The sequence below is a fragment of the Novosphingobium sp. FG90 genome (assembly GCF_057808725.1).
On the sequence record NZ_JBMDIO010000003.1, the window covers coordinates 232,185 to 249,961 of the forward strand.

At 66.2% G+C, this 17,777-nt stretch carries 21 protein-coding genes; 10 read left to right on the forward strand and 11 right to left on the reverse strand.

Going from position 1 to position 17,777, the window contains the following annotated elements:
• Positions 1-5 precede the first annotated feature (5 nt).
• The gene (locus ACODRZ_RS04375) at positions 6-935 is read right to left on the reverse strand and encodes a YihY/virulence factor BrkB family protein (RefSeq protein WP_488969637.1); all 930 of its coding nucleotides are present in this window, start codon (positions 933-935) and stop codon (positions 6-8) included.
• On the reverse strand, positions 925-1,860 hold the full coding sequence (locus ACODRZ_RS04380) for a DnaJ C-terminal domain-containing protein (protein WP_488969638.1): 936 nt from the start codon (positions 1,858-1,860) through the stop codon (positions 925-927). The genes ACODRZ_RS04375 and ACODRZ_RS04380 overlap by 11 nt, the downstream gene beginning before the upstream one ends.
• Positions 1,861-2,032: 172 nt before the next feature.
• Between ACODRZ_RS04380 and pdxH the strand changes: the two genes are divergently transcribed.
• Genes pdxH through ACODRZ_RS04395 form a run of 3 tightly spaced genes read left to right on the forward strand, consistent with a single transcriptional unit; the run spans position 2,033 to position 3,844 of the window.
• Entirely contained in the window at positions 2,033-2,656 is a 624-nt protein-coding gene (gene pdxH / locus ACODRZ_RS04385) for a pyridoxamine 5'-phosphate oxidase (protein WP_488969639.1), read from the forward strand.
• Entirely contained in the window at positions 2,653-3,588 is a 936-nt protein-coding gene (locus tag ACODRZ_RS04390) for a cation diffusion facilitator family transporter (RefSeq protein ID WP_488969640.1), read from the forward strand. Before pdxH ends, ACODRZ_RS04390 begins: the two co-directional genes overlap by 4 nt.
• A 7-nt stretch (positions 3,589-3,595) precedes the next feature.
• Positions 3,596-3,844 (forward strand): hypothetical protein, encoded by a 249-nt coding sequence (locus ACODRZ_RS04395; protein WP_488969641.1) that lies wholly within the window; start codon positions 3,596-3,598, stop codon positions 3,842-3,844.
• A gap of 241 nt (positions 3,845-4,085) precedes the next feature.
• Here the strand turns inward: ACODRZ_RS04395 and ACODRZ_RS04400 are convergent, their stop codons facing one another.
• A complete protein-coding gene (locus ACODRZ_RS04400; RefSeq protein WP_488969642.1) occupies positions 4,086-4,553 on the reverse strand; it encodes a hypothetical protein in 468 nt (155 codons plus the stop codon).
• A gap of 431 nt (positions 4,554-4,984) precedes the next feature.
• On the opposite strand from ACODRZ_RS04400, the gene ACODRZ_RS04405 reads away from it, so the two are divergent.
• A complete protein-coding gene (locus ACODRZ_RS04405) occupies positions 4,985-5,977 on the forward strand; it encodes an adenosine kinase (RefSeq protein WP_488969643.1) in 993 nt (330 codons plus the stop codon).
• A 17-nt stretch (positions 5,978-5,994) separates the two neighbouring features.
• A complete protein-coding gene (locus tag ACODRZ_RS04410) occupies positions 5,995-6,501 on the forward strand; it encodes a 3'-5' exonuclease (protein WP_488969644.1) in 507 nt (168 codons plus the stop codon).
• Between the two features lie 130 nt (positions 6,502-6,631).
• On the opposite strand, the gene ACODRZ_RS04415 is transcribed toward ACODRZ_RS04410, so the two are convergent.
• Positions 6,632-7,117 carry a hypothetical protein gene (locus ACODRZ_RS04415; protein WP_488969645.1) on the reverse strand — a complete coding sequence of 162 codons (486 nt, stop codon included), beginning with the start codon at positions 7,115-7,117 and terminating at the stop codon, positions 6,632-6,634.
• On the reverse strand, positions 7,110-8,387 hold the full coding sequence (gene purD / locus ACODRZ_RS04420) for a phosphoribosylamine--glycine ligase (protein ID WP_488969646.1): 1,278 nt from the start codon (positions 8,385-8,387) through the stop codon (positions 7,110-7,112). Before purD ends, ACODRZ_RS04415 begins: the two co-directional genes overlap by 8 nt.
• 5 nt (positions 8,388-8,392) lie before the next feature.
• Between purD and xseA the strand changes: the two genes are divergently transcribed.
• From xseA to ACODRZ_RS04440, 4 genes are read left to right on the forward strand one after another with little or no spacing between them, the layout of a single operon-like run.
• Positions 8,393-9,886 (forward strand): exodeoxyribonuclease VII large subunit, encoded by a 1,494-nt coding sequence (gene xseA, locus ACODRZ_RS04425; protein ID WP_488969647.1) that lies wholly within the window; start codon positions 8,393-8,395, stop codon positions 9,884-9,886.
• Positions 9,887-9,913: 27 nt separating this feature from the next.
• On the forward strand, positions 9,914-10,117 hold the full coding sequence (locus ACODRZ_RS04430) for a DUF2093 domain-containing protein (protein WP_488969648.1): 204 nt from the start codon (positions 9,914-9,916) through the stop codon (positions 10,115-10,117).
• 10 nt (positions 10,118-10,127) lie between these two features.
• Positions 10,128-11,018 carry a M23 family metallopeptidase gene (locus ACODRZ_RS04435; RefSeq protein ID WP_488969649.1) on the forward strand — a complete coding sequence of 297 codons (891 nt, stop codon included), beginning with the start codon at positions 10,128-10,130 and terminating at the stop codon, positions 11,016-11,018.
• 49 nt (positions 11,019-11,067) lie between these two features.
• On the forward strand, positions 11,068-12,078 hold the full coding sequence (locus tag ACODRZ_RS04440; RefSeq protein ID WP_488969650.1) for an esterase-like activity of phytase family protein: 1,011 nt from the start codon (positions 11,068-11,070) through the stop codon (positions 12,076-12,078).
• A gap of 101 nt (positions 12,079-12,179) precedes the next feature.
• Here the strand turns inward: ACODRZ_RS04440 and rpmB are convergent, their stop codons facing one another.
• Complete coding sequence (gene rpmB / locus ACODRZ_RS04445) at positions 12,180-12,464, reverse strand: 50S ribosomal protein L28 (protein WP_488969651.1); 285 nt, start codon at positions 12,462-12,464, stop codon at positions 12,180-12,182.
• Between the two features lie 113 nt (positions 12,465-12,577).
• On the opposite strand from rpmB, the gene ACODRZ_RS04450 reads away from it, so the two are divergent.
• The gene (locus ACODRZ_RS04450) at positions 12,578-13,033 is read left to right on the forward strand and encodes a nucleoside deaminase (protein WP_488969652.1); all 456 of its coding nucleotides are present in this window, start codon (positions 12,578-12,580) and stop codon (positions 13,031-13,033) included.
• A gap of 110 nt (positions 13,034-13,143) precedes the next feature.
• Here ACODRZ_RS04450 and ACODRZ_RS04455 read toward each other — a convergent pair whose 3' ends face one another.
• The 5 genes from ACODRZ_RS04455 to ACODRZ_RS04475 all read right to left on the reverse strand — a co-directional run bounded on the left by ACODRZ_RS04455 (position 13,144) and on the right by ACODRZ_RS04475 (position 17,772).
• On the reverse strand, positions 13,144-13,845 hold the full coding sequence (locus ACODRZ_RS04455) for a ribonuclease T2 family protein (RefSeq protein ID WP_488969653.1): 702 nt from the start codon (positions 13,843-13,845) through the stop codon (positions 13,144-13,146).
• Complete coding sequence (gene nadC, locus ACODRZ_RS04460) at positions 13,842-14,702, reverse strand: carboxylating nicotinate-nucleotide diphosphorylase (protein ID WP_488969654.1); 861 nt, start codon at positions 14,700-14,702, stop codon at positions 13,842-13,844. The genes ACODRZ_RS04455 and nadC overlap by 4 nt, the downstream gene beginning before the upstream one ends.
• 330 nt (positions 14,703-15,032) lie before the next feature.
• Positions 15,033-15,830, reverse strand: coding sequence for a LytR/AlgR family response regulator transcription factor (locus ACODRZ_RS04465; protein ID WP_488969655.1), 798 nt, complete (start codon positions 15,828-15,830; stop codon positions 15,033-15,035).
• A 46-nt stretch (positions 15,831-15,876) separates the two neighbouring features.
• A complete protein-coding gene (locus ACODRZ_RS04470) occupies positions 15,877-17,037 on the reverse strand; it encodes a sensor histidine kinase (protein WP_488969656.1) in 1,161 nt (386 codons plus the stop codon).
• Positions 17,038-17,073: 36 nt separating this feature from the next.
• A complete protein-coding gene (locus ACODRZ_RS04475; RefSeq protein ID WP_488969657.1) occupies positions 17,074-17,772 on the reverse strand; it encodes a DsbA family protein in 699 nt (232 codons plus the stop codon).
• Between the last annotated feature and the right edge of the window lie 5 nt (positions 17,773-17,777).

The following is a 17,777-nucleotide window of genomic DNA, read 5'->3' on the forward strand; positions in this document are numbered from 1 at the left end:
CCACTTTAATCGTTGGGCCTGTCGGCCTGTGCGGGGGCTGAAGGCACACCTGTGCCCTCATTCGCCTGCGCCAGCGCAGCGTTCAACTCTGCGCCTATGACCATCCCTAAGCCCACAAGCCAGAAAAAGAAAAGCGCGATCATCACTCCGGCGAGGCTTCCGTAAGTCAAATCGTACATGAGGAAACTCTGCAACACTTTCGGCAGCGCCCAGGCGACCAGCAGCCACCACAGCGTGACGAATGCCGGCCCGGGCCATTTGCGGTAGCGCCGCTTCTGGTAGGCCGAGGGCGTGAGCAGGTAGAACAGCATGTAGATGGAGACGAAAATCCCGCCTCCGCTCATCGCCGTGGTGAGCGCCATCTGCTCGGAAAGCGTGTCGAGCCGGGGGAACAACGTCGCCAGAACCGTCTCGGCGGTGGACAGCAGCACCTGCGAGGAGAGCGAGATCAGCAGCAGCAGCACCGAGCCGAAGATCACCGCGCTCGATACGAGGCGCGAGCGCCAGAAGCGGTGGCGCTTCTTCGCGTCGTAGGCGCGGTGAAGGATGTCGCGGATGGTCTCGACCAGGCTGCCCGCGGTCCACATGCCGAGCACCCCGCCCACCCACAGCAGCCAGCCATGGCGCGCGGCGGCGACATCGTGCGCCACCGGGCGCAGCACTTCGCCGACGCGCGAGGGCAGGGCACGCAGGATCGTGTCGATCGAGGCGCCCATCTGGTCCTGCTCGCCCAGCATCGAGAGGATCGCGGCGAGGGCGATGAAGAAGGGAAACAGCGCAAGCAGGCTCATGTACGCGAGGTTGCCCGCGTGGATGAACCCGTCGTCCCAGGTCCCCGAGACGACGCGCATCACCACGCGGAAAGTGCGGGTGCCCGGTCCCGCCTTGCGCCGCAGCTTCCTGCTCAGCGCCTCATGGTCGGCATCAGACGCCAAGCTTTCCGCGCACGTCGCGGGTGTCGTGCCAGCCTTCGAGACGGCGGGCGAGTTCGGCGCCCGCTTCGGAATCCGCATCGGGCATGGCGATCTGCAACGCGATCAACTGGTCGCCGCGAGTGCCGTCCTTGCGGGGCATCCCGCGCCCCTTGAGCCGCAGGACCTTGCCGGAGCTGGCCCCGACCGGGACGGACAGCATGACCGCGCCGGAAGGCGTCGGCGCCTTGACCTTGGCTCCGGAGAGAGCTTCGTCGAGTGTGATGGGCAGGTCGATGCGCAAGTCGTCGCCATCGCGCCGGAAGAAGGCGTGCGGCTGGATCTGGATGGTGACGGTGGCGTCGCCGTTGCCGCCGGGACCGGGCTCGCCCTTGCCCGCAAGGCGCATCTGGGTGCCGTCCTCGACGCCCGCGGGCAGCTTGAGATCGATGGTCTTGCCATCGGACAGGGTGATGCGCTGGGGCTTCAGTTCGGCCGCGTCGGTCAGCGGTACGGAGAGACGGTAGGTCACGTTGGCGCCCTTGGGCGCGGCGCGGCGCCCGCCGGCCATGCCCGCGCGTCCGCCGCCGCCGAATATCCCGCCGAAGATATCCTCCAGGTCGATGCCCTCTTCGGCCCCGAAGCCGCCGCCGAAGCCGCGCTGGCCGCCGGGGCCGCCGCCATAGCCGCCTCCGCCGAAGCCGCTGCCGAACGGATTGGCCGGATTGCCCTCGGCATCGATCTCGCCCCGGTCGAACTGGGCGCGCTTGGTCTTGTCCGAAAGCAGGTCGTAGGCGCGCGTCACATCGTTGAAGCGCGCCGCCGCTGCCGGGTTGTCCTTGTTGGTGTCGGGGTGGAGTTCCTTCGCCAGCTTGCGATAGGCGGACTTGATGTCCTTCTCGCTCGCACCGCGCGACACGCCGAGGGTGGTATAGGGATCTGCTGCCATGATGCCCCTAGCTAGGTTGCGACTCGGGTTTGGACAAGCGCTCCTTCAGGTTGCGCGGGGCCAATGTGTTCCCTAATTCGCAGGGAAGACTTGTCCGCGATCAAGGTGATGCCTTGTTCAACCGGGCACTGGCGGGCGAGTTCCCTTCTTTCCAGCTCAGGACGTTCAGACCGTGACCACCGCGCATCCTACCGAAACCGACGCCCGCGAAGTGATCCCGCATGGCGATCCCTTCGCGCTGTTCACGCAGTGGTACGATGAGGCACGGGGTACGGAACCCAACGATTCCAATGCCATGGCGCTTGCCACCGCCACCCCCGACGGGCTGCCTTCGGTACGCATGGTGCTGCTGAAGGGCTACGATTTGCAGGGCTTCGTGTTCTACACCAATGGCCACAGCCGCAAGGGACGGGAGATCGCGGCCAATCCCCGCGTCGCGCTGCTGTTCCACTGGAAGAGCCTGCGCCGCCAGATCCGTATCGAGGGCACGCTCTCGCCCGTCAGCGAGGCCGAGGCCGAGGCCTATTTCCATTCGCGCGCCCGTGATTCGCAACTGGGCGCGGTGGCGTCCGACCAGTCCGCCCCGCTCGATTCGCGCGAGACTTTCCTGGGCCGCTACGAAGAGGCGCGCAGCCGCTTCGACGGGGTCGAGGTAGAGCGTCCCGCGCACTGGGGCGGCTGGAGGGTCCGCCCGCAGGCGATGGAATTCTGGCACGACCGTCCCTACCGCCTCCATGAACGCCGCCGTTTCGAGCATGGGCCGGACGGCTGGGCCAGCACACTGCTCTATCCATGAGCGAAGCGCCGATCAGTTCCGGAGCGCTCAACCGCAGCGCGGCCCTGGCCAGCATCGGCGCGGCCACGCTGCTGCTGGCGATCAAGGGCTGGGCGGCGTGGTCGACCGGATCGACGGCGATGCTCGGCAGCCTTGCCGACACCACGCTCGATCTCGTCGCCAGTGTCGCGACGCTGATCGGCGTGTGGATCGCCGCGCATCCGCCCGACGACAAGCACCGCTTCGGCCACGGCAAGGCGGAGGCGATCGCGGCGCTGTTCCAGATCGTGCTGATCTCGATCTCGGCGCTGGCCATCGCCAGCCGGGCGGTGGAGGATTTCTTCGCGGGCGCAAGGGTCGAGGCGGCGGAGACCGGCATCGGCGTCTCGGTCGCGGCGATCGTGGTGACTTTCGCGCTGATCGGCTGGCAGCGCCATGTGATCCGCCGCACCGGCAGCCTCGCGATCGCGACCGACAGCGTGCATTATCAGTCCGACCTGCTGCTCAACGTCGCGGTGATCGCGGCGCTTGTGCTCGACCAGTTCGCCGGGCTTTCGGGTGCCGACCCGCTGTTCGGCTTCGGCATTGCGTTGTGGCTGGCCTGGGGGGCGTGGAAGGCCTCGGAGGAAGTGCTCGATCAGTTGATGGACCATGAGTGGCCTGCGGAAAAGAAGCAGCGCTTTCTCGAAGTGCTCGCCCGCAACCCCGACATCACCGGCGTCCACGACTTGCGCACCCGCACCTCGGGTAACCGCGATTTCGTGCAGTTCCACGTCTGGGTCGACGCGAACATGACCGTGCGCGAGGCGCACAAGGTCATGGATGCGCTGGAGGAGCGGTTGAAGGCCGAATTTCCCGGCACCGAAATCCTGATCCATCCGGACCCGGAAGGTCTGGTGGACGAGGCAGGGGATGCCGGGCTGGACGTGCTGCCGCCGATCCGGGTGGGATGAGGTAGCTGTGGCGGCTTACGCCCCGTTGCGGTCGCTGGAGATCGGCGCTTATTCTGTTGGCATGCGCGAACCTCTACCGTCTTCAATCAGGTCTCGGCTTTCGGGTTGCTATCCGGTCATCGCACTCTATGCGGTGATCATTCTTTTGATCGCAGGATTCCAGAGCGGGAATTTTATTGAAGCCGCAGTTGTTGGATTGTTCGGCGCTCTGATTTTGGGCGCTTCATTTTTGATATTCCGTGGCTCTCGCGACTGACCGCTAACCACCCAAATCGGCCGTCACCCTGAACTTGTTTCAGGGTCCATCAAGCCGATGGCGCAGTTTCGTGATTGGCGAACCGAGATGGCAGTTTGCGACACAACGCACCGGCACCAACTGCCCGATGGATCCTGAAACGAGTTCAGGATGACGGCGTGGGGGGCAATGGCGGTTCCCCACCCCTACACGCCGTAGTCCTGAAACACCTTGGAACGAAGGGCATCGGCAGAACCGATTCTCACCTCTGCCGCAGCGCCGCCACGCAGGCGGCGCGGTCCACGTTCTGACCGTCCGAACTGCGCCGGGTTTCCACGTAGGTCGCGTGGGGCTCCTTCGACGTCGTGCTGGGATAGAGGAACACGTCGAGCACACAGGCGGTGCCGGTGAACTGCAGCTTGCGCGCGTCGCCTTCCCACACGTCGAGGCGGGGCTCCCCGAACATGCGGGTGAGTTGGCCCTGGTTGGCGCCGATCACGCCTTCGAGGCCCGGGGCCATCTGAACGGCGGCATCGCGCGGTGCGGCGCGGGTCGGCTGGCGGGTGACGGGGACGCCCTTGATCCGCTTGCCGGGGGACGGCGCAGGCGTGCTCGCCACGCTGCCGCCGGTGGACGAACAGGCCGACAGGGCAAGCGCCAGCGCAGCCGCACCGAGCGGAAGAAGGAAGCGGGGCTGCAGGGGAACTCTCCCGGAAAACGTCGTGTTCATGATCGTCTGCGGCATCGCCCGGAGGCGAGGGCAAGTCAACGGCCCAGCGCCGGAACCGGGCACATGCGCGGGGAATGGCGGCTGTCCTACAGGGACGATGCCGGGGTATCCTTGCGCCATGTTCCGGATTGCCCACTTCGCTGACCTGTCACCTTGCATGAAACGCAAGGTGACACTTGCGGCCTGCAAGGTGACACATCGCCCGTACAAGGTGACACCTTTGCGACGCAAGGTGACACGTCCGGGTTTACAAGGTGACACTTTCAGGCCCGAAACCGTCCGGAATCGCCACAAGGTGACACCTTTTCCCTCTGGACCGTGTAAACCGTGTAAACTCTGTAACCTTGCAGCGCTTCCGGCCCCGCGCTAGTCGCTCGGGCAATCGAAATTTCCGGACACTTCCGGCTCCCACTGAAGGACTTACCCACCCCATGACGCAACCCCGTCTGGACGTCATCGCCATCGGCAACGCCATCATCGACGTCATCGGCAACTGCTCGGACGCGCAGATCGAGGAACTCGGCCTGGTGCGCGGCGGCATGCAGCTGATCGACGGCGATCAGGCCCGCACCCTCTACGACGCGATGGGGCCAGCCCGCGAAGTCTCGGGCGGTTCGGCCGCCAACACGCTGGCGGGCCTCGCCGCGCTGGGCGCCAAGTGCGGCTTCATCGGCCAGGTCGCCGACGACCAGCTGGGCGAGGTCTTCACCCACGACATCCGCGCCGGCGGCATCGAGTTCGACGTCCCCGCCCGCGCCGGCGAGACGCCGACCGCGCGCTGCCTGATCTTCGTCACCGCCGACGGCCAGCGCACGATGAACACCTTCCTCGGCGCCTCGCACCTGCTCTCCGCCGACATGGTGGCCGATGAGACGATCGCCGAAGCGGCCGTGCTCTACCTCGAAGGCTACCTGTGGGACCCGGTCGAGCCGCGCGCGGCGATGCGCAAGGCGATCGCGGCGGCCCGCGCCGCCGGCCGCAAGATCGCCTTCACGCCGTCGGAATCGTTCATCATCGACATGCACCGCGGCGATTTCCTGTCGCTGATCGACGAAGGCCTGATCGACCTCCTCTTCTGCAACGAGACCGAACTGGCGACGCTGACCGGCCTGTCTTCGTTCGAGGACGGCATCGCGATGCTGGCGGCGAAGGTCTCGGTGCTGGTCGTGACCAAGGGCGCGGACGGCGCCGTGGCGCTTTCGGGCGGTGAGCGGGCGGAAGTCGCCGCGCAGCCGATCGCGCGCGTGGTCGACACCACCGGCGCGGGCGACCTGTTCGCGGCGGGCTTCCTCTACGGCCACGTGCGCGGCAAGGGGCTTGAGGAAAGCCTCAAGATGGGCGCAATCTGTGCGAGCGAAATCATCTCGCACTACGGCGCGCGTCCGGAATGCGACCTGGCGGACTTCGTCGCGGCGCGGATGTAACGAAAGGAACCACCGGTTTGAGCTGTCCCGCGCTGATCGACTTCGAGGCGAGCTGCCTGCCCGAATATGGGCAGTCCTATCCCATCGAAGTCGCGGTGGCGCGGATCGACGGCTCGAACCGGGCCTGGCTCATCAAACCCGCCGAGGTCTGGCGCTACTGGGACTGGTCGGACGAGGCAGAGCAGCTTCACGGCATCACCCAGCAGATGCTCGACGACGAGGGCCTGCCGCCTGCGCAAGTGTTGGCGGAAATGGCTGAATTCGTGGCGGGCTGCCCGGTCTATGCCGACGCTGATCTCGACCAGCACTGGCTGGAAGTGCTGTGTCAGGCGGTGGGCACGAAGCTGCCGTTCCCGGTGCACTACCTCGGCGAGTTCCTGAAGGACGGCGGCTATTCACGCCCGCAGGTCGTCGCTGCGCTGGAAGAGGCCAAGCGCCTGCTCCCCAAGGAACATCTGGCGCGCGAGGATGCCAAGCGGCTGGCGATGGTGGTGAAGCTGCTGGTGGACGGCGAGGTGGGGTGATCAACAGACCCGTCATCCCAGCGAAGGCTGGGACCGCTGGCTGTCTTTAGGCGCACCTCATCGCCAAGGCGCCTCGCCGCTCGCAAGGCTGGTCACGGCCAGCGGTTCCAGCCTTCGCTGGGATGACGTTTTACTGACCGCCCCGCTGCGCCGCCTGCAACTGGCCCGCGCACTGCGCCTTCCTCTGATCCCGCGCCTCTGAAAGCGACTGCGCGGTCTGCGAGGGCAGAGCGCAGTCCTGAGCCGGGCGGATCGGATGTTTGGCAAGACAGCCACTGCGGGTGCTGAACAGGTCGTCGGCGCAGTCGTCGAAGGCAGACTGATCGGCATCGTGCATCGCTTGGCACGCCTGCGTCCAGCGCTGGCGATAGGCGCTCTCGGCCAGATCCGTGCACTGGCCGTATGCGGCCTGCGCCTCCTGTTCCCGCCGGGCGCGTTCGGCCAGCGCGCGCGATTGCTCGGCGGCCTTGGACTGCTTCTCGGCCATCGCCAGCGTCTGCTGGTGGATGTCCTGCGCGGGCAGGTAGATGCCGTAGTAATACCCGACCCCGGCACCGCCCATCAGCGCGCCGAGCGCCAGACACAGCTTCAGGATCGGATCGATATGTTTAAGCACGCTCGCGCGCCACTTCGCGCCAGCCGATGTCGCGGCGGGTGAAGCCGGTGGGGAAGTCGATCGCATCGACGGCGGCGTAAGCCTTGGCCTGCGCCTCGGTCACGCTGCCCGCGCGGGCGGTGACGGCCAGCACACGCCCGCCGCTGGCGACCAGTTCGCCGTCCTTCAGCGCGGTGCCCGCGTGGAAGACCCTGGCGCCGTTCGTTTCGGCCTCGGCCACATTGCGGATCGCGCCGCCCTTGGCCGGGGTGCCGGGGTAGCCGTCTGCGGCCATCACCACGGTCAGCGCGACGTCGTCGGAGAAACGCGGCGGCTCGATCGCGGCGAGGCGGTTCTCGGCGCAGGCGTGCAGCAGTTCGACGAGGTCCGATTCGAGCCGCATCATGATGACCTGGCATTCCGGGTCGCCGAAGCGGCAGTTGTACTCGATCAGCTGCGGCCCCTTGGCGGTCAGCATCAGGCCGAGGAACAGCACGCCGGAATAGGGCATGCCCTCGTCGGCCAGCGTCTTGACGGTCGGCGCGATGATCTTCGTCATCGCCTCGGCCTGCAGCTTGGAAGTCAGCACCTTTGCCGGGCTGTAGGCGCCCATGCCGCCGGTGTTGGGTCCGGTATCGCCGTCGCCGACGCGCTTGTGGTCCTGCGCCGAGGCGAAGGGAACGATGGTAGAGCCGTCTGTCAGCGCGAAGAAGCTGGCTTCCTCGCCTTCAAGAAATTCCTCGATCACTGCTTCCGCGCCCGCTTCACCGAAGCGCCCGGCGAAGATGTCGCGCACTGCCGCTTCCGCTTCGTCCATGGTCATCGCCACGGTGACGCCCTTGCCCGCCGCGAGGCCATCGGCCTTGATGACGACCGGGGCACCGAACTTCGCCAGCGCGGCCATCGCAGTGGCTTCGGAAGAAACGCGCTCGTAGCCGCCGGTCGGGATGTTCGCTCGGGCGCACAAGTCCTTGGTGAAGCCCTTGGAGCCTTCCAGCTGCGCCGCTGCCTTGCTGGGGCCGAACACCGCGAAGCCTTCGCCCCGCAGTGAGTCGGCGAGGCCGTCCACCAGCGGCGCCTCGGGACCGATGACGACGAGGCCGATGACGTTCGCCTCGCAGAAGGCCAGCACGGCGGCGTGGTCGGTCGCGTCGAGGTCGATGCACGTCGCGAGGCTCGAAATGCCGGGATTTCCGGGCGCCGCCCACAGGGCATCGCAGCGCGGGGATTGCGCCAGCTTCCAGGCCAGCGCATGTTCGCGGCCGCCCGAGCCCAGTAGCAGGATGTTCATTTCCCGTGCCTTCCGATCAGTTCTTCTACGATGATGACTATAACGACGGTCGTTCTGGCGGGCTGGTAGCGAAGGACACGGCCGGGGACAACGCCGCGCCGCTCTCGATCAGTGAGATTTCGAATCTCCTCAAGCGCACGGTGGAGGACCGCTTCGGCTTCGTGCGCCTGCGCGGCGAGCTTTCGGGCGTGAAGCGGGCGGCCTCGGGCCACCTCTATTGCGCGCTCAAGGACGACAAGGCGGTGATCGACGGGGTGATGTGGAAAGGCGGCGCCCAGCGCCTCGCCTTCCGCCCCGAGGATGGCGTCGAGGTCATCGCCACCGGCAAGCTGACGACCTATCCGGGGCGCTCGAAGTACCAGATCGTCATCGAGACGATGGAGATCGCGGGCGAAGGCGCACTGCTGGCGCTGCTGGAAAAGCTGCGTGCCCGCCTCGCCGCCGAGGGCCTGTTCGCGCCCGAGCGCAAGCGTCCGCTGCCCTATCTCCCGCAAGTGATCGGCGTGGTGACCTCGCCTACCGGCGCGGTTATCCGCGACATCCTGCATCGTCTGGCCGACCGCTTCCCCAGCCGGGTGCTGGTCTGGCCGGTGCTGGTGCAGGGCGAGGGCGCGGCGGCGCAGGTGGCGGGCGCGGTGCGCGGCTTCTCGGCCATCCAGCCCGGCGGGCCGGTTCCCCGCCCCGACCTTGTGATCGTCGCGCGCGGCGGTGGTTCGATCGAGGACTTGTGGAGCTTCAACGAGGAGATCGTCGTGCGCGCCGTCGCCGATTCGACGATCCCCGTGATCTCGGCAGTCGGGCACGAGACCGATACGACCTTGTGCGACCATGCCGCCGACCGCCGCGCGCCGACCCCTACCGCCGCTGCCGAGATGGCAGTGCCGGTCCGCGCGGAACTCTCGGCCCAGCTGGCAGACCTCGCCATGCGCAAGCGCCGCTGCGCGCTGCGTCCGGTCACGCTCGGTCGCGAGCGGCTGGAAGCGCGCGTGCAGCGCCTGCCCAAACCCGAAGCGATTCTCGCCGCCAAGGCGCAAAAGCTCGACGAACTCTCCGAACGCCTGCGCCGGGGCCTGCAGGACCGCGCCACCGCCAAGGGCCGCGCGCTGCAGCAGGTCGCGGGCCGTCTGTCGTTGCCGCTGTTGCGGCACCGCGTGCAGGTCTGCGACGAGCGGCTTGTTCGCGTGGGCCTCGCCCCGCGCCTGCTCGAACGCCGCTGGATGCTGGCGCGCGATGCGCTGGCGCCGGTGAGCCGCGTGTTGCCGCAACTCGACCCGCGCCTGCCGCTGCAGCGGGGCTATGCGCTGGTGAAGTCCTCTGCGGGCGCCGCGCTCACCACGCGCGAAGCCGCGCTGCGCGAGGGCAGTCTGGTGATCGAGTTCCGCGACGGCGAACTGCCGGTCACCACGCGCGAGGGCGCTGAGGCCGCTACGCCGCGCCCAGCGCCGGTCAAGCCCGCGCGACAGTCTTCAAACCCGCCGCGACAGGGCGATTTGTTCTGAGGCGGCGGCTCTGCTAGGATCATCGCCATGTTGATGTCCTCCGCAGACCGCCCCGCCAAGCTCGCTTACGGCCCGAACGGCTTTCGCGTGCTCAGCCCGGGTCACTACGTCACGTGCGCCGTGACCGGTGAGCAGATTTCGCTCGAAACCTTGCGCTACTGGAGCGTCGAGCGCCAGGAAGCTTACGCTACCGCTGAAATCGCAACGAAACGTTTGCTCGGCCAGGCCTGAACCTGACGCCATGAACCGTCGCGCGCAGCGCTTCGCACTGCTGGTGGCCATCGCGGCAGGCAGTACCGCCGTTGTGCCTTTGGTGGCGCTGAGAGCCGCGCAGCCTGTAGCACCGGTGGCTCCCGCCGCGCCGCCGCGGGCCGTCACCCTGCCGTTCGTCGGCGAGTTGACGCAAGGAGGCTGGCTGCGGGGCACTTTGCCGAAAGGCGTGCGCTCGCTTTCGCTGGACGGCATCCCGGTCAGGGTCGCGGCCGATGGCGGGTGGTTCGTCGCCTTCGATCGCGATGCGGGGCCGCAGGCGGTGCTGCGCGTATCCTATGCAAACGCCACGATCGGCGAGCAGCGCATCGCCGTCGCCCCGCGTGCGTGGCGGATCGAGAACGTCAACATCGCGCGCAAGCCCGGCGGTCCGTCGGAGGCGTTCATGGCGCTGCGCCGTCCAGAACTCGCGAGGATAGAGGCGGCGCGCAGTCTCGCCACGGACGCGCAGGGCTGGCGGCAGCATTTCGTCTGGCCGATCAAAGCACGCATCTCCGGCCGGTTCGGCTCGCAGCGCATCTATCGCGGGGAGCCGGGCGCTTACCATTCCGGGCTGGACCTGGCACCCGGGGGCAGCGGAGCGACGTTCGTTGCTCCGGCCGACGGCGTCGTGATCCTGGCGGCGGAGAAGCCGTTCACACTGGAGGGCAACCTGCTGATGCTGGATCATGGCATGGGCCTTAACAGCGCATTCCTGCACTGCTCCCAGATCCTCGTGAAGGAAGGCGATCATGTGAAGCAGGGCCAGATCATCGGCCGCATCGGCATGACCGGGCGCGCCACCGGGCCGCACCTGCACTGGTCGATCAAATGGAACGAGGCGCGGCTGGATCCGCTGTTGTTCACAGGGCCGATGACCTGATAGCCCGAGGTCCGGTTGCCATTCCGGAAAGATGACCTAAGCACGCCTGGTGCGCCGCAGCATTCCTCTTCTGGCCCTCGCCGTTCCGCTTTTGTGGGTGACATGGGGGCGGACGGCCGTGCCGCCGGCCGGGCATACTCCGATAGCGGCGCTCGAAGTTGAGCGACAGGTCCTGCCGCCAGATGAGGTCCTCGCACGTTACCTTGGTCCATTCCGGATGGAAGCGGCCTGGCAATATCGATCGAAAAACCCTCGGGTAGCGGGCTATTCGGCTCTCGTGGCGAAGCCTGGCGGGAGGCTTCTTGCCTTTAGCGATGCAGGCGGCGCTCTCTATTTTGCTCCTCCTGGCGAGCGGCCGGTAGAAGCGCGAGCCTTGTGGCTGATGTTCAGCTCGTCCGGAGAGGAAAAGGCTGGTCGGGACGTGGAATCCGTTGCGACCGATCCTGCCACCGGTCGCTATTGGGTCGCGCTTGAGGGCAGCAATCGCATCGTCCGGCTTTCCCCGATCCTGAAGGAGACGGGGCAGGTTGCCCCTCACGCCATGGCATCGTGGGGCATAAATACCGGTGCCGAAGCCATGACCCGCCTTCCGGACGGGCGATTCGTCGCGATCCGGGAAATACCGCCTTCGCCGGGCGAACCGCGTCTCCATGAAGCGGTGCTGTTTTCCGGCGATCCGATCGAACATCCGGATGCGCGCAGGTTCCTCTTCGACGGACCGGACAACTTTTCGGTCGTGGACATGGCGCTGCTACCCGATGGGCGCGCGTTGATTCTGATGCGGCGGTTGCTGTGGCCGATGCCGATGCGGTTCGTCGGGCGGATCGTCATTGCCGATACCGCCCGGATCCGGCCGGGCAAGGTCTGGCACTCGGCGCCCCTGGCCTCGCTCGCTTCCGTCCTGCCGGTCGACAATTTCGAGGCGATCGCGGCGGTGCCCCGGGCCGACGGGCGGATCACCGTATGGCTGATGTCGGACGACAACGCCATGCGGGTGCTGCAGCGCACGCTTCTGTGGAAGCTCTCGGTCGATCCGAAGCAGTTGCCCTGGCCGAAATAAGAGACCTGACTAGAACGCGAAAAAGCGTGCGAAGCATAGCCTCGCACGCTTTTTCAAAGCCCGTATTCCCGATGCGCTCCCCCGTCAGGAGGAGCGGGCGATCAGGCGGCCTGGGTCTTCTTGAGGTCGCGCTTTACCTTGACGGCGCGCGGCGACAGCTTGGCGTCCGAGGTCTTCAGCAGCCAGTTGTCGAGGCCGCCGTTGTGCTCGACCGAGCGCAGGCCGTGCGTCGAGACGCGGAACTTGAAGCTGCGGTCCAGACCTTCCGACATCAGGGTGACGTTCTGGAGGTTGGGCAGGAAGACGCGCTTGGTCTTGTTGTTCGCGTGGCTGACGTTGCAGCCAACCTGGCGGCCCTTGCCAGTCAGTTCGCAGATGCGGGACATAGTCTTTCTCGCTCGAAAATTGCTTGCCGTTAAGTACGGGAAGGCGCGCCCTTACCGATTCCCCCTCCGAAGGTCAAGTTGCACACAGGTTTTTGACGGGCTAGCGCGTTCGAATGACTCGCTGGCCTCTTCCCGAACCCATGGCGCTTGCCCTGCAGGAGGCGCAGGCCGCCGCCGATTCCGGTGAAGTGCCGATCGGCGCAGTGATCGTCAAGGACGGCCGTGTGATCGCCACTGGCCGCAACGCCCCGCGCGAACGCCACGACCCCACCAGCCACGCCGAGATCGAGGCGATTCGCGCCGCCGCCCGGATTCTCGGCAACGAGCGGCTGGAAGGCTGCGAGTTGTGGGTGACGCTGGAACCCTGCGCGATGTGCGCGGGCGCCATCGCTCATGCGCGAATCGCGCGGGTCTATTACGGTGCATCCGATCCCAAGGGCGGGGCGGTGGAACATGGCGCGCGGGTCTTCGAGCATCCGCAGTGCCTGCACCGGCCGGAGGTCTATGGGGGGATCGGGGAAACGCAGGCGGCGGAGATGCTGCGGGGATTCTTTCGGGCGAAGCGGTAACGGGGAGGTCTTGTGCCGCGCCGATGGGGCTTCGACAGGCTCAGCCTGAGCGGAATTTAAAGACCTGCTTTCAAAACCGCTCAGGCTGAGCCTGTCGAAGCCCCATCGGCTCACAATCCACGCCAGATCTTCAGAAGAGCCGAATCGCTTGGACCATATTGCCGCGCCGCGCATCGCGCCGGGCGGAAGTCCTTGCCGTAGCAAAGCTGCACCTCGCGCAGCCAACCGCTGCGGCTGATCTCGACGCCTACCGCCTCGCGCGGCCAGCCTCGATTCGCGGCGACAAATTCCTCGCGCAGGTCGCCCACCGTCAAGTCGCGTTTGCGTGAGAGTCGATCGGCATCGGGCCAGTGGATCGAGCGCCACAGGATCGCACTGACGCGGAAATACTTCTGCGGGCTGGCGACCATGCAACTCCCGTGCTTGGCCCACTCATGCGCCAGCAGGCCGGGCGAGGGGGTCATGCACAGGTTCTCGCGCAGAACCTGCGGCGAGGGCACGCTCTGCGCCCCGCACCACTGCGGCGAGGGGCCACGTGCCGCTTCGGGCCAGAGGCCATGCAAGATGAAGCCAAAACGGCCATTGGCCCGGTTGCACTGCATAGAGCGCGTGTCGCCGCTGGTCTTGCAGTAGTCGGGGGACCAGCTGGCGGACAGCGTGTATCCGGCGATCGTTGTGCGCCGTACCGGGCCGTCCGGTGTCAGCGGCTGCACAGGCGCGATCTGGCGCGGGACGGAACACTGATAGGCCTGCGCCCATGCAGGCCCCGGAAACACGGCCAGCGCCGCTATGACGGCGGCCGCCAGCCTCACAGGGGCGTGAAGTCCAGCCCGATGTCGGCTGCGGGGGCGCTCTGGGTCAGGCGGCCTACCGATACGTAAGTGACACCGCTGGCGGCAATGGCGCCGATAGTCTTGAGGTTTACGCCGCCCGAGGCTTCCGTCGGCACCCGGCCCGCTACCAGCGCTACCGCCTCGCGCAGCATGTCCGGCCCCATGTTGTCGAGCAGCAGGTGATGGGCTCCAGCCGCGATGGCAGGCTCGATCTGGTCGAGATGATCGACCTCGCAGATGATCTGCGCCACTCCCGCCGCCTTCGCGCGCGCCACCGCCGGGCCGACACCGCCCGCGACGAGCACGTGGTTGTCCTTGATCATCGCCGCGTCCCACAGGCCCATGCGATGATTCTTCGCGCCGCCCATGCGGGTTGCGTACTTCTCCAGATGGCGCAGGCCGGGGATGGTCTTGCGGGTGTCGAGCAGGGTGGCGTGGCCACCCATGGCGTCCACGTACTCGCGGGTCATCGTGGCGATGCCCGAGAGATGCTGTACGGTATTGAGGGCGCTGCGCTCGGCCGTCAGCATGGCGCGGGCGTTGCCGGTGAGGCGCATCAGCTGCGTTCCGGGAACGACCTGCGCGCCTTCCTCGACGAGAATCTCGATCTCCATCGCCGGGTCCAACTGGCGGAAGAACGCCGCCGCGATCGGCAGGCCCGTGACGGTGATCGCATCGCGCGAGTCCATCACGCCGGAAAAGCGCGCGTCGGCGTCGATCACGCTTTCCGAGGTGACGTCACGACCGCCGCCGGGAAGACCTTCGCCAAGGTCCTCTGCCAGAGTGGCGGTGACGAATGCGGGGAGGTCGAAAGCCGGAAGCGCGAACTGGGTCATGGCCGGGTTCTTTGCGCTTTATCTGCGGGTTGTCGAGTGAAGAAAAGGGAAGTCCTGGGGCCATTGCCCCAGACCCCGGAACTGTCGTCGTCGTGCGTGCAGCGGCGTCGAGGCATGGTCGATGGGAACGATAGCCTGCGGCGCTTCCAACTCATTTCGTCATTGCGAGCGTAGCGAAGCAATCCAGTGCGGTTCAAGACTGTCCTGGATTGCTTCGCTACGCTCGCAATGACGAAGATTGAGGTGTGCACCCCAGAAAGCGGCGCGCACAACGACGATAGTAATGGGGGTGCAGGGGGGCTATGCTCCCCTGCCTTTACCCTTCGATCCTTAGTGAACGAACCGCGCGATCACATCGCGGTAAGAGCGCGAAACCTTCACTTGCGCGCCCGAATCGAGCACGAGGAAGCATTCGCCGTTGGTATGCGGCTTTACCTGACGGACCTGATTCAAATTCACGATCGTCGAGCGATGCACGCGCTGGAACACGCGCGGGTCGAGGCGACGCTCGAGGTCCTTCATCGTCTCGCGCAGGATCAGCGAGTTGTCGGCGGTGCGAATGCACATGTAGTCGCCGGCGGCTTCGATGTGTTCGATGGAGTCCACGTCGATCCTGAAGATCTGGCCGCGGTCCTTGATGTTGATGAGCTTTTCGTAGCGGTCGGCGCCCGGGTCGGTTTCCTCGGGAATCTGGTCGACCGCATCGGGAGCGACTTCGGCGAGGACCGTCTTGAGCTTTTCCGCTTCCTCCGAGCTGCGCTTCTCGGACAGGCGCTGGCGCACGCGGGCGAGGGTATCGTCCAGCTTGCTTTCGTCCACCGGCTTCATCAGGTAGTTCACCGCGTTCGCCTCGAAGGCGCGGACGGCGTGTTCCTGATAAGCGGTGACGAAGACGAACAGGGGAGGTTCGATCTCCATCACGCCCTTGACGACGGAAAATCCGTCGAAGCCGGGCATCTGGATGTCGAGGAAGACGAGATCGGGCTTTTCCGTCTTGATCTTGCGGATCGCCTCGCGCCCGTTCGCGCAAGTGTCGATGATCTCGACGTCGGGGTACTTTTCGAGCCGCAGTTGCAGGCCCTGGATTGCGAGTTTCTCATCATCGACGAGAATCGTGCGAATGGTCATAGGTGTGTGTCTCCGGTGCGGCTAACGCGCACGGGGCAGGATTGTTTCATCGCGCCATCTGAACGGGCTGACGCGCGGGTTCGGGCATGTCCTCGGTGGTTTCGCGGCGCTCGAAAGGGAGTTCTATCACGACTGCGAAGCCGCCTTCCAGCGGTTCGATCGTTTCAAAACGGTGGTTCTCGCCATAGGCCTGCGACAGGCGGTCGCGGATGTTGGACAATCCCACGCCGGTGGAAACCGGCTCCCCTCCATCGTAGGTCATGCCTGACAGCCTGTTGTCGGTCGTGGGACTTTGCAAGCCCGGCCCGGTGTCCGAGACGGTGATGCGAAGCATCGGCCCGACGAGTTGCGTGGCGACGGTGATCTCGGCTCCGGCTTCCTGCTGGCTGACGGCGTACTTGATCGCGTTCTCGACCAGCGGCTGAAGCAGCAGCGAGGGCAGTAGTGCGACTTCGGTGGCGGGATCGATGGTGAAGGTGGTGCGCAGGCGCTCCTCGAAGCGCATGCGCTCGATGTCGAGATAGAGTTGGAGGGTTTCGACCTCCTGCTCCACGGTGACGCGCGCGGAAGGCTTGTTGATGAGCGTATAGCGCAGAAATGAGGACAGGCGGCTGAGCATCGCGTTGGCAGGCTCGGTCTGCTTCAGCAGCACCAGCGTTGAGATCGAGTTCAGCGTGTTGAACAGGAAATGCGGGTTCAGCTGATAGCGCAGCATCGCCAGCTGGGCGCTGGTGGCCTGGTTCTCCAGCCGGATCAGCTGGTCGTTCTGTTCCTCCACCTGCAAGTAGAAGTTCACCATGTAGTAGAGCGCGGTCCAGGCGCCCAGCAGCGTCGCGTCGAAGTAGAAGACGCCGAGGAACAGCTGCGCGAAGCTGTCCCCCTCGCCGCGCCAGAGCGAGATGACCCAGGCGTCGATGAAGGCGTGCAAGCCGACTGCGAGCGGCAGCACCAGCGCGGTCAGGCCCCAGGTGACGATCGGCCGCCGCTTGATCAGCGCGCGATAGATCACCGAGAGCACCAGCGAGACGGAGAAGCCCGTGATCGTGGCGATGACGACCAGCACCAGCGAGGCGGAGGACTGGTTGTTGGCCAGCGTCGACATCGTGCGCAGCACCATGGCGCCGCCCCAGCCGATGAATTGCAGGCGCCAGAACGCGCGGTCCTTGTTGGCGAAGAAGGGAATGGGCTGGATCGGCAGGACGCTCATGCGGACAAACCTAGACGATCTTGCAAAGGTTTCAAATCATGCGCCACGTGCGGCCTTCACGGCTTCCGACAACTGATCGAAGCCGACCGCGCCGGGGATGAGCTTGTCGCCCGCGATCCAGCTGGGGGTGCCGGAGAAGCCGAGGCGCTGGGCCATTTCCATGCTGCGGCCAAGTTCGGCCTCCACCGTCGGGCTGGCGGCGATGCGACGGGCGCGGTCCATGTCGAGGCCGATGGATTTGGCGACTGCCTCGATGGTGGGCGCGTCGACTTGCCCGGCCTTGTACATGGCGTCGTGGAACTGGGCGTACTTGCCTTGCTCGGCAGCGGCGAGGGCCATCTTGGCGGCATCCGGGCTGTGCGGGCTGATGATCGGCAGTTCGCGCACGACGATGCGCAAGTCCGGGTTCTTGGCGATCAGCTGGGCGACGTCGGGCAGGCTCTGGCGGCAGTAGCCGCAGGCATAGTCGGAGAATTCGACCAGCGTGACCTTGCCGTTCGGATTGCCGAGCACGGCGCCGGGGAACGGCGTCTCGACCGCCTGACGAACCCCGCCGAGCGCCTTGGCGGCCTCGCGGCGGCGCAGTTCGTCCATCGCCTGCGGCAGGATCTCGGGATTTTCGAGGATGTAGTCGTGGACCACGTGCTGCACGGCGATGCGACCGCCATACCAGCCTGCGCCGCCAACGATGGCCAGTCCCACGATACCCATTACGAACTTGCCGGCTGTACTCATGGCGT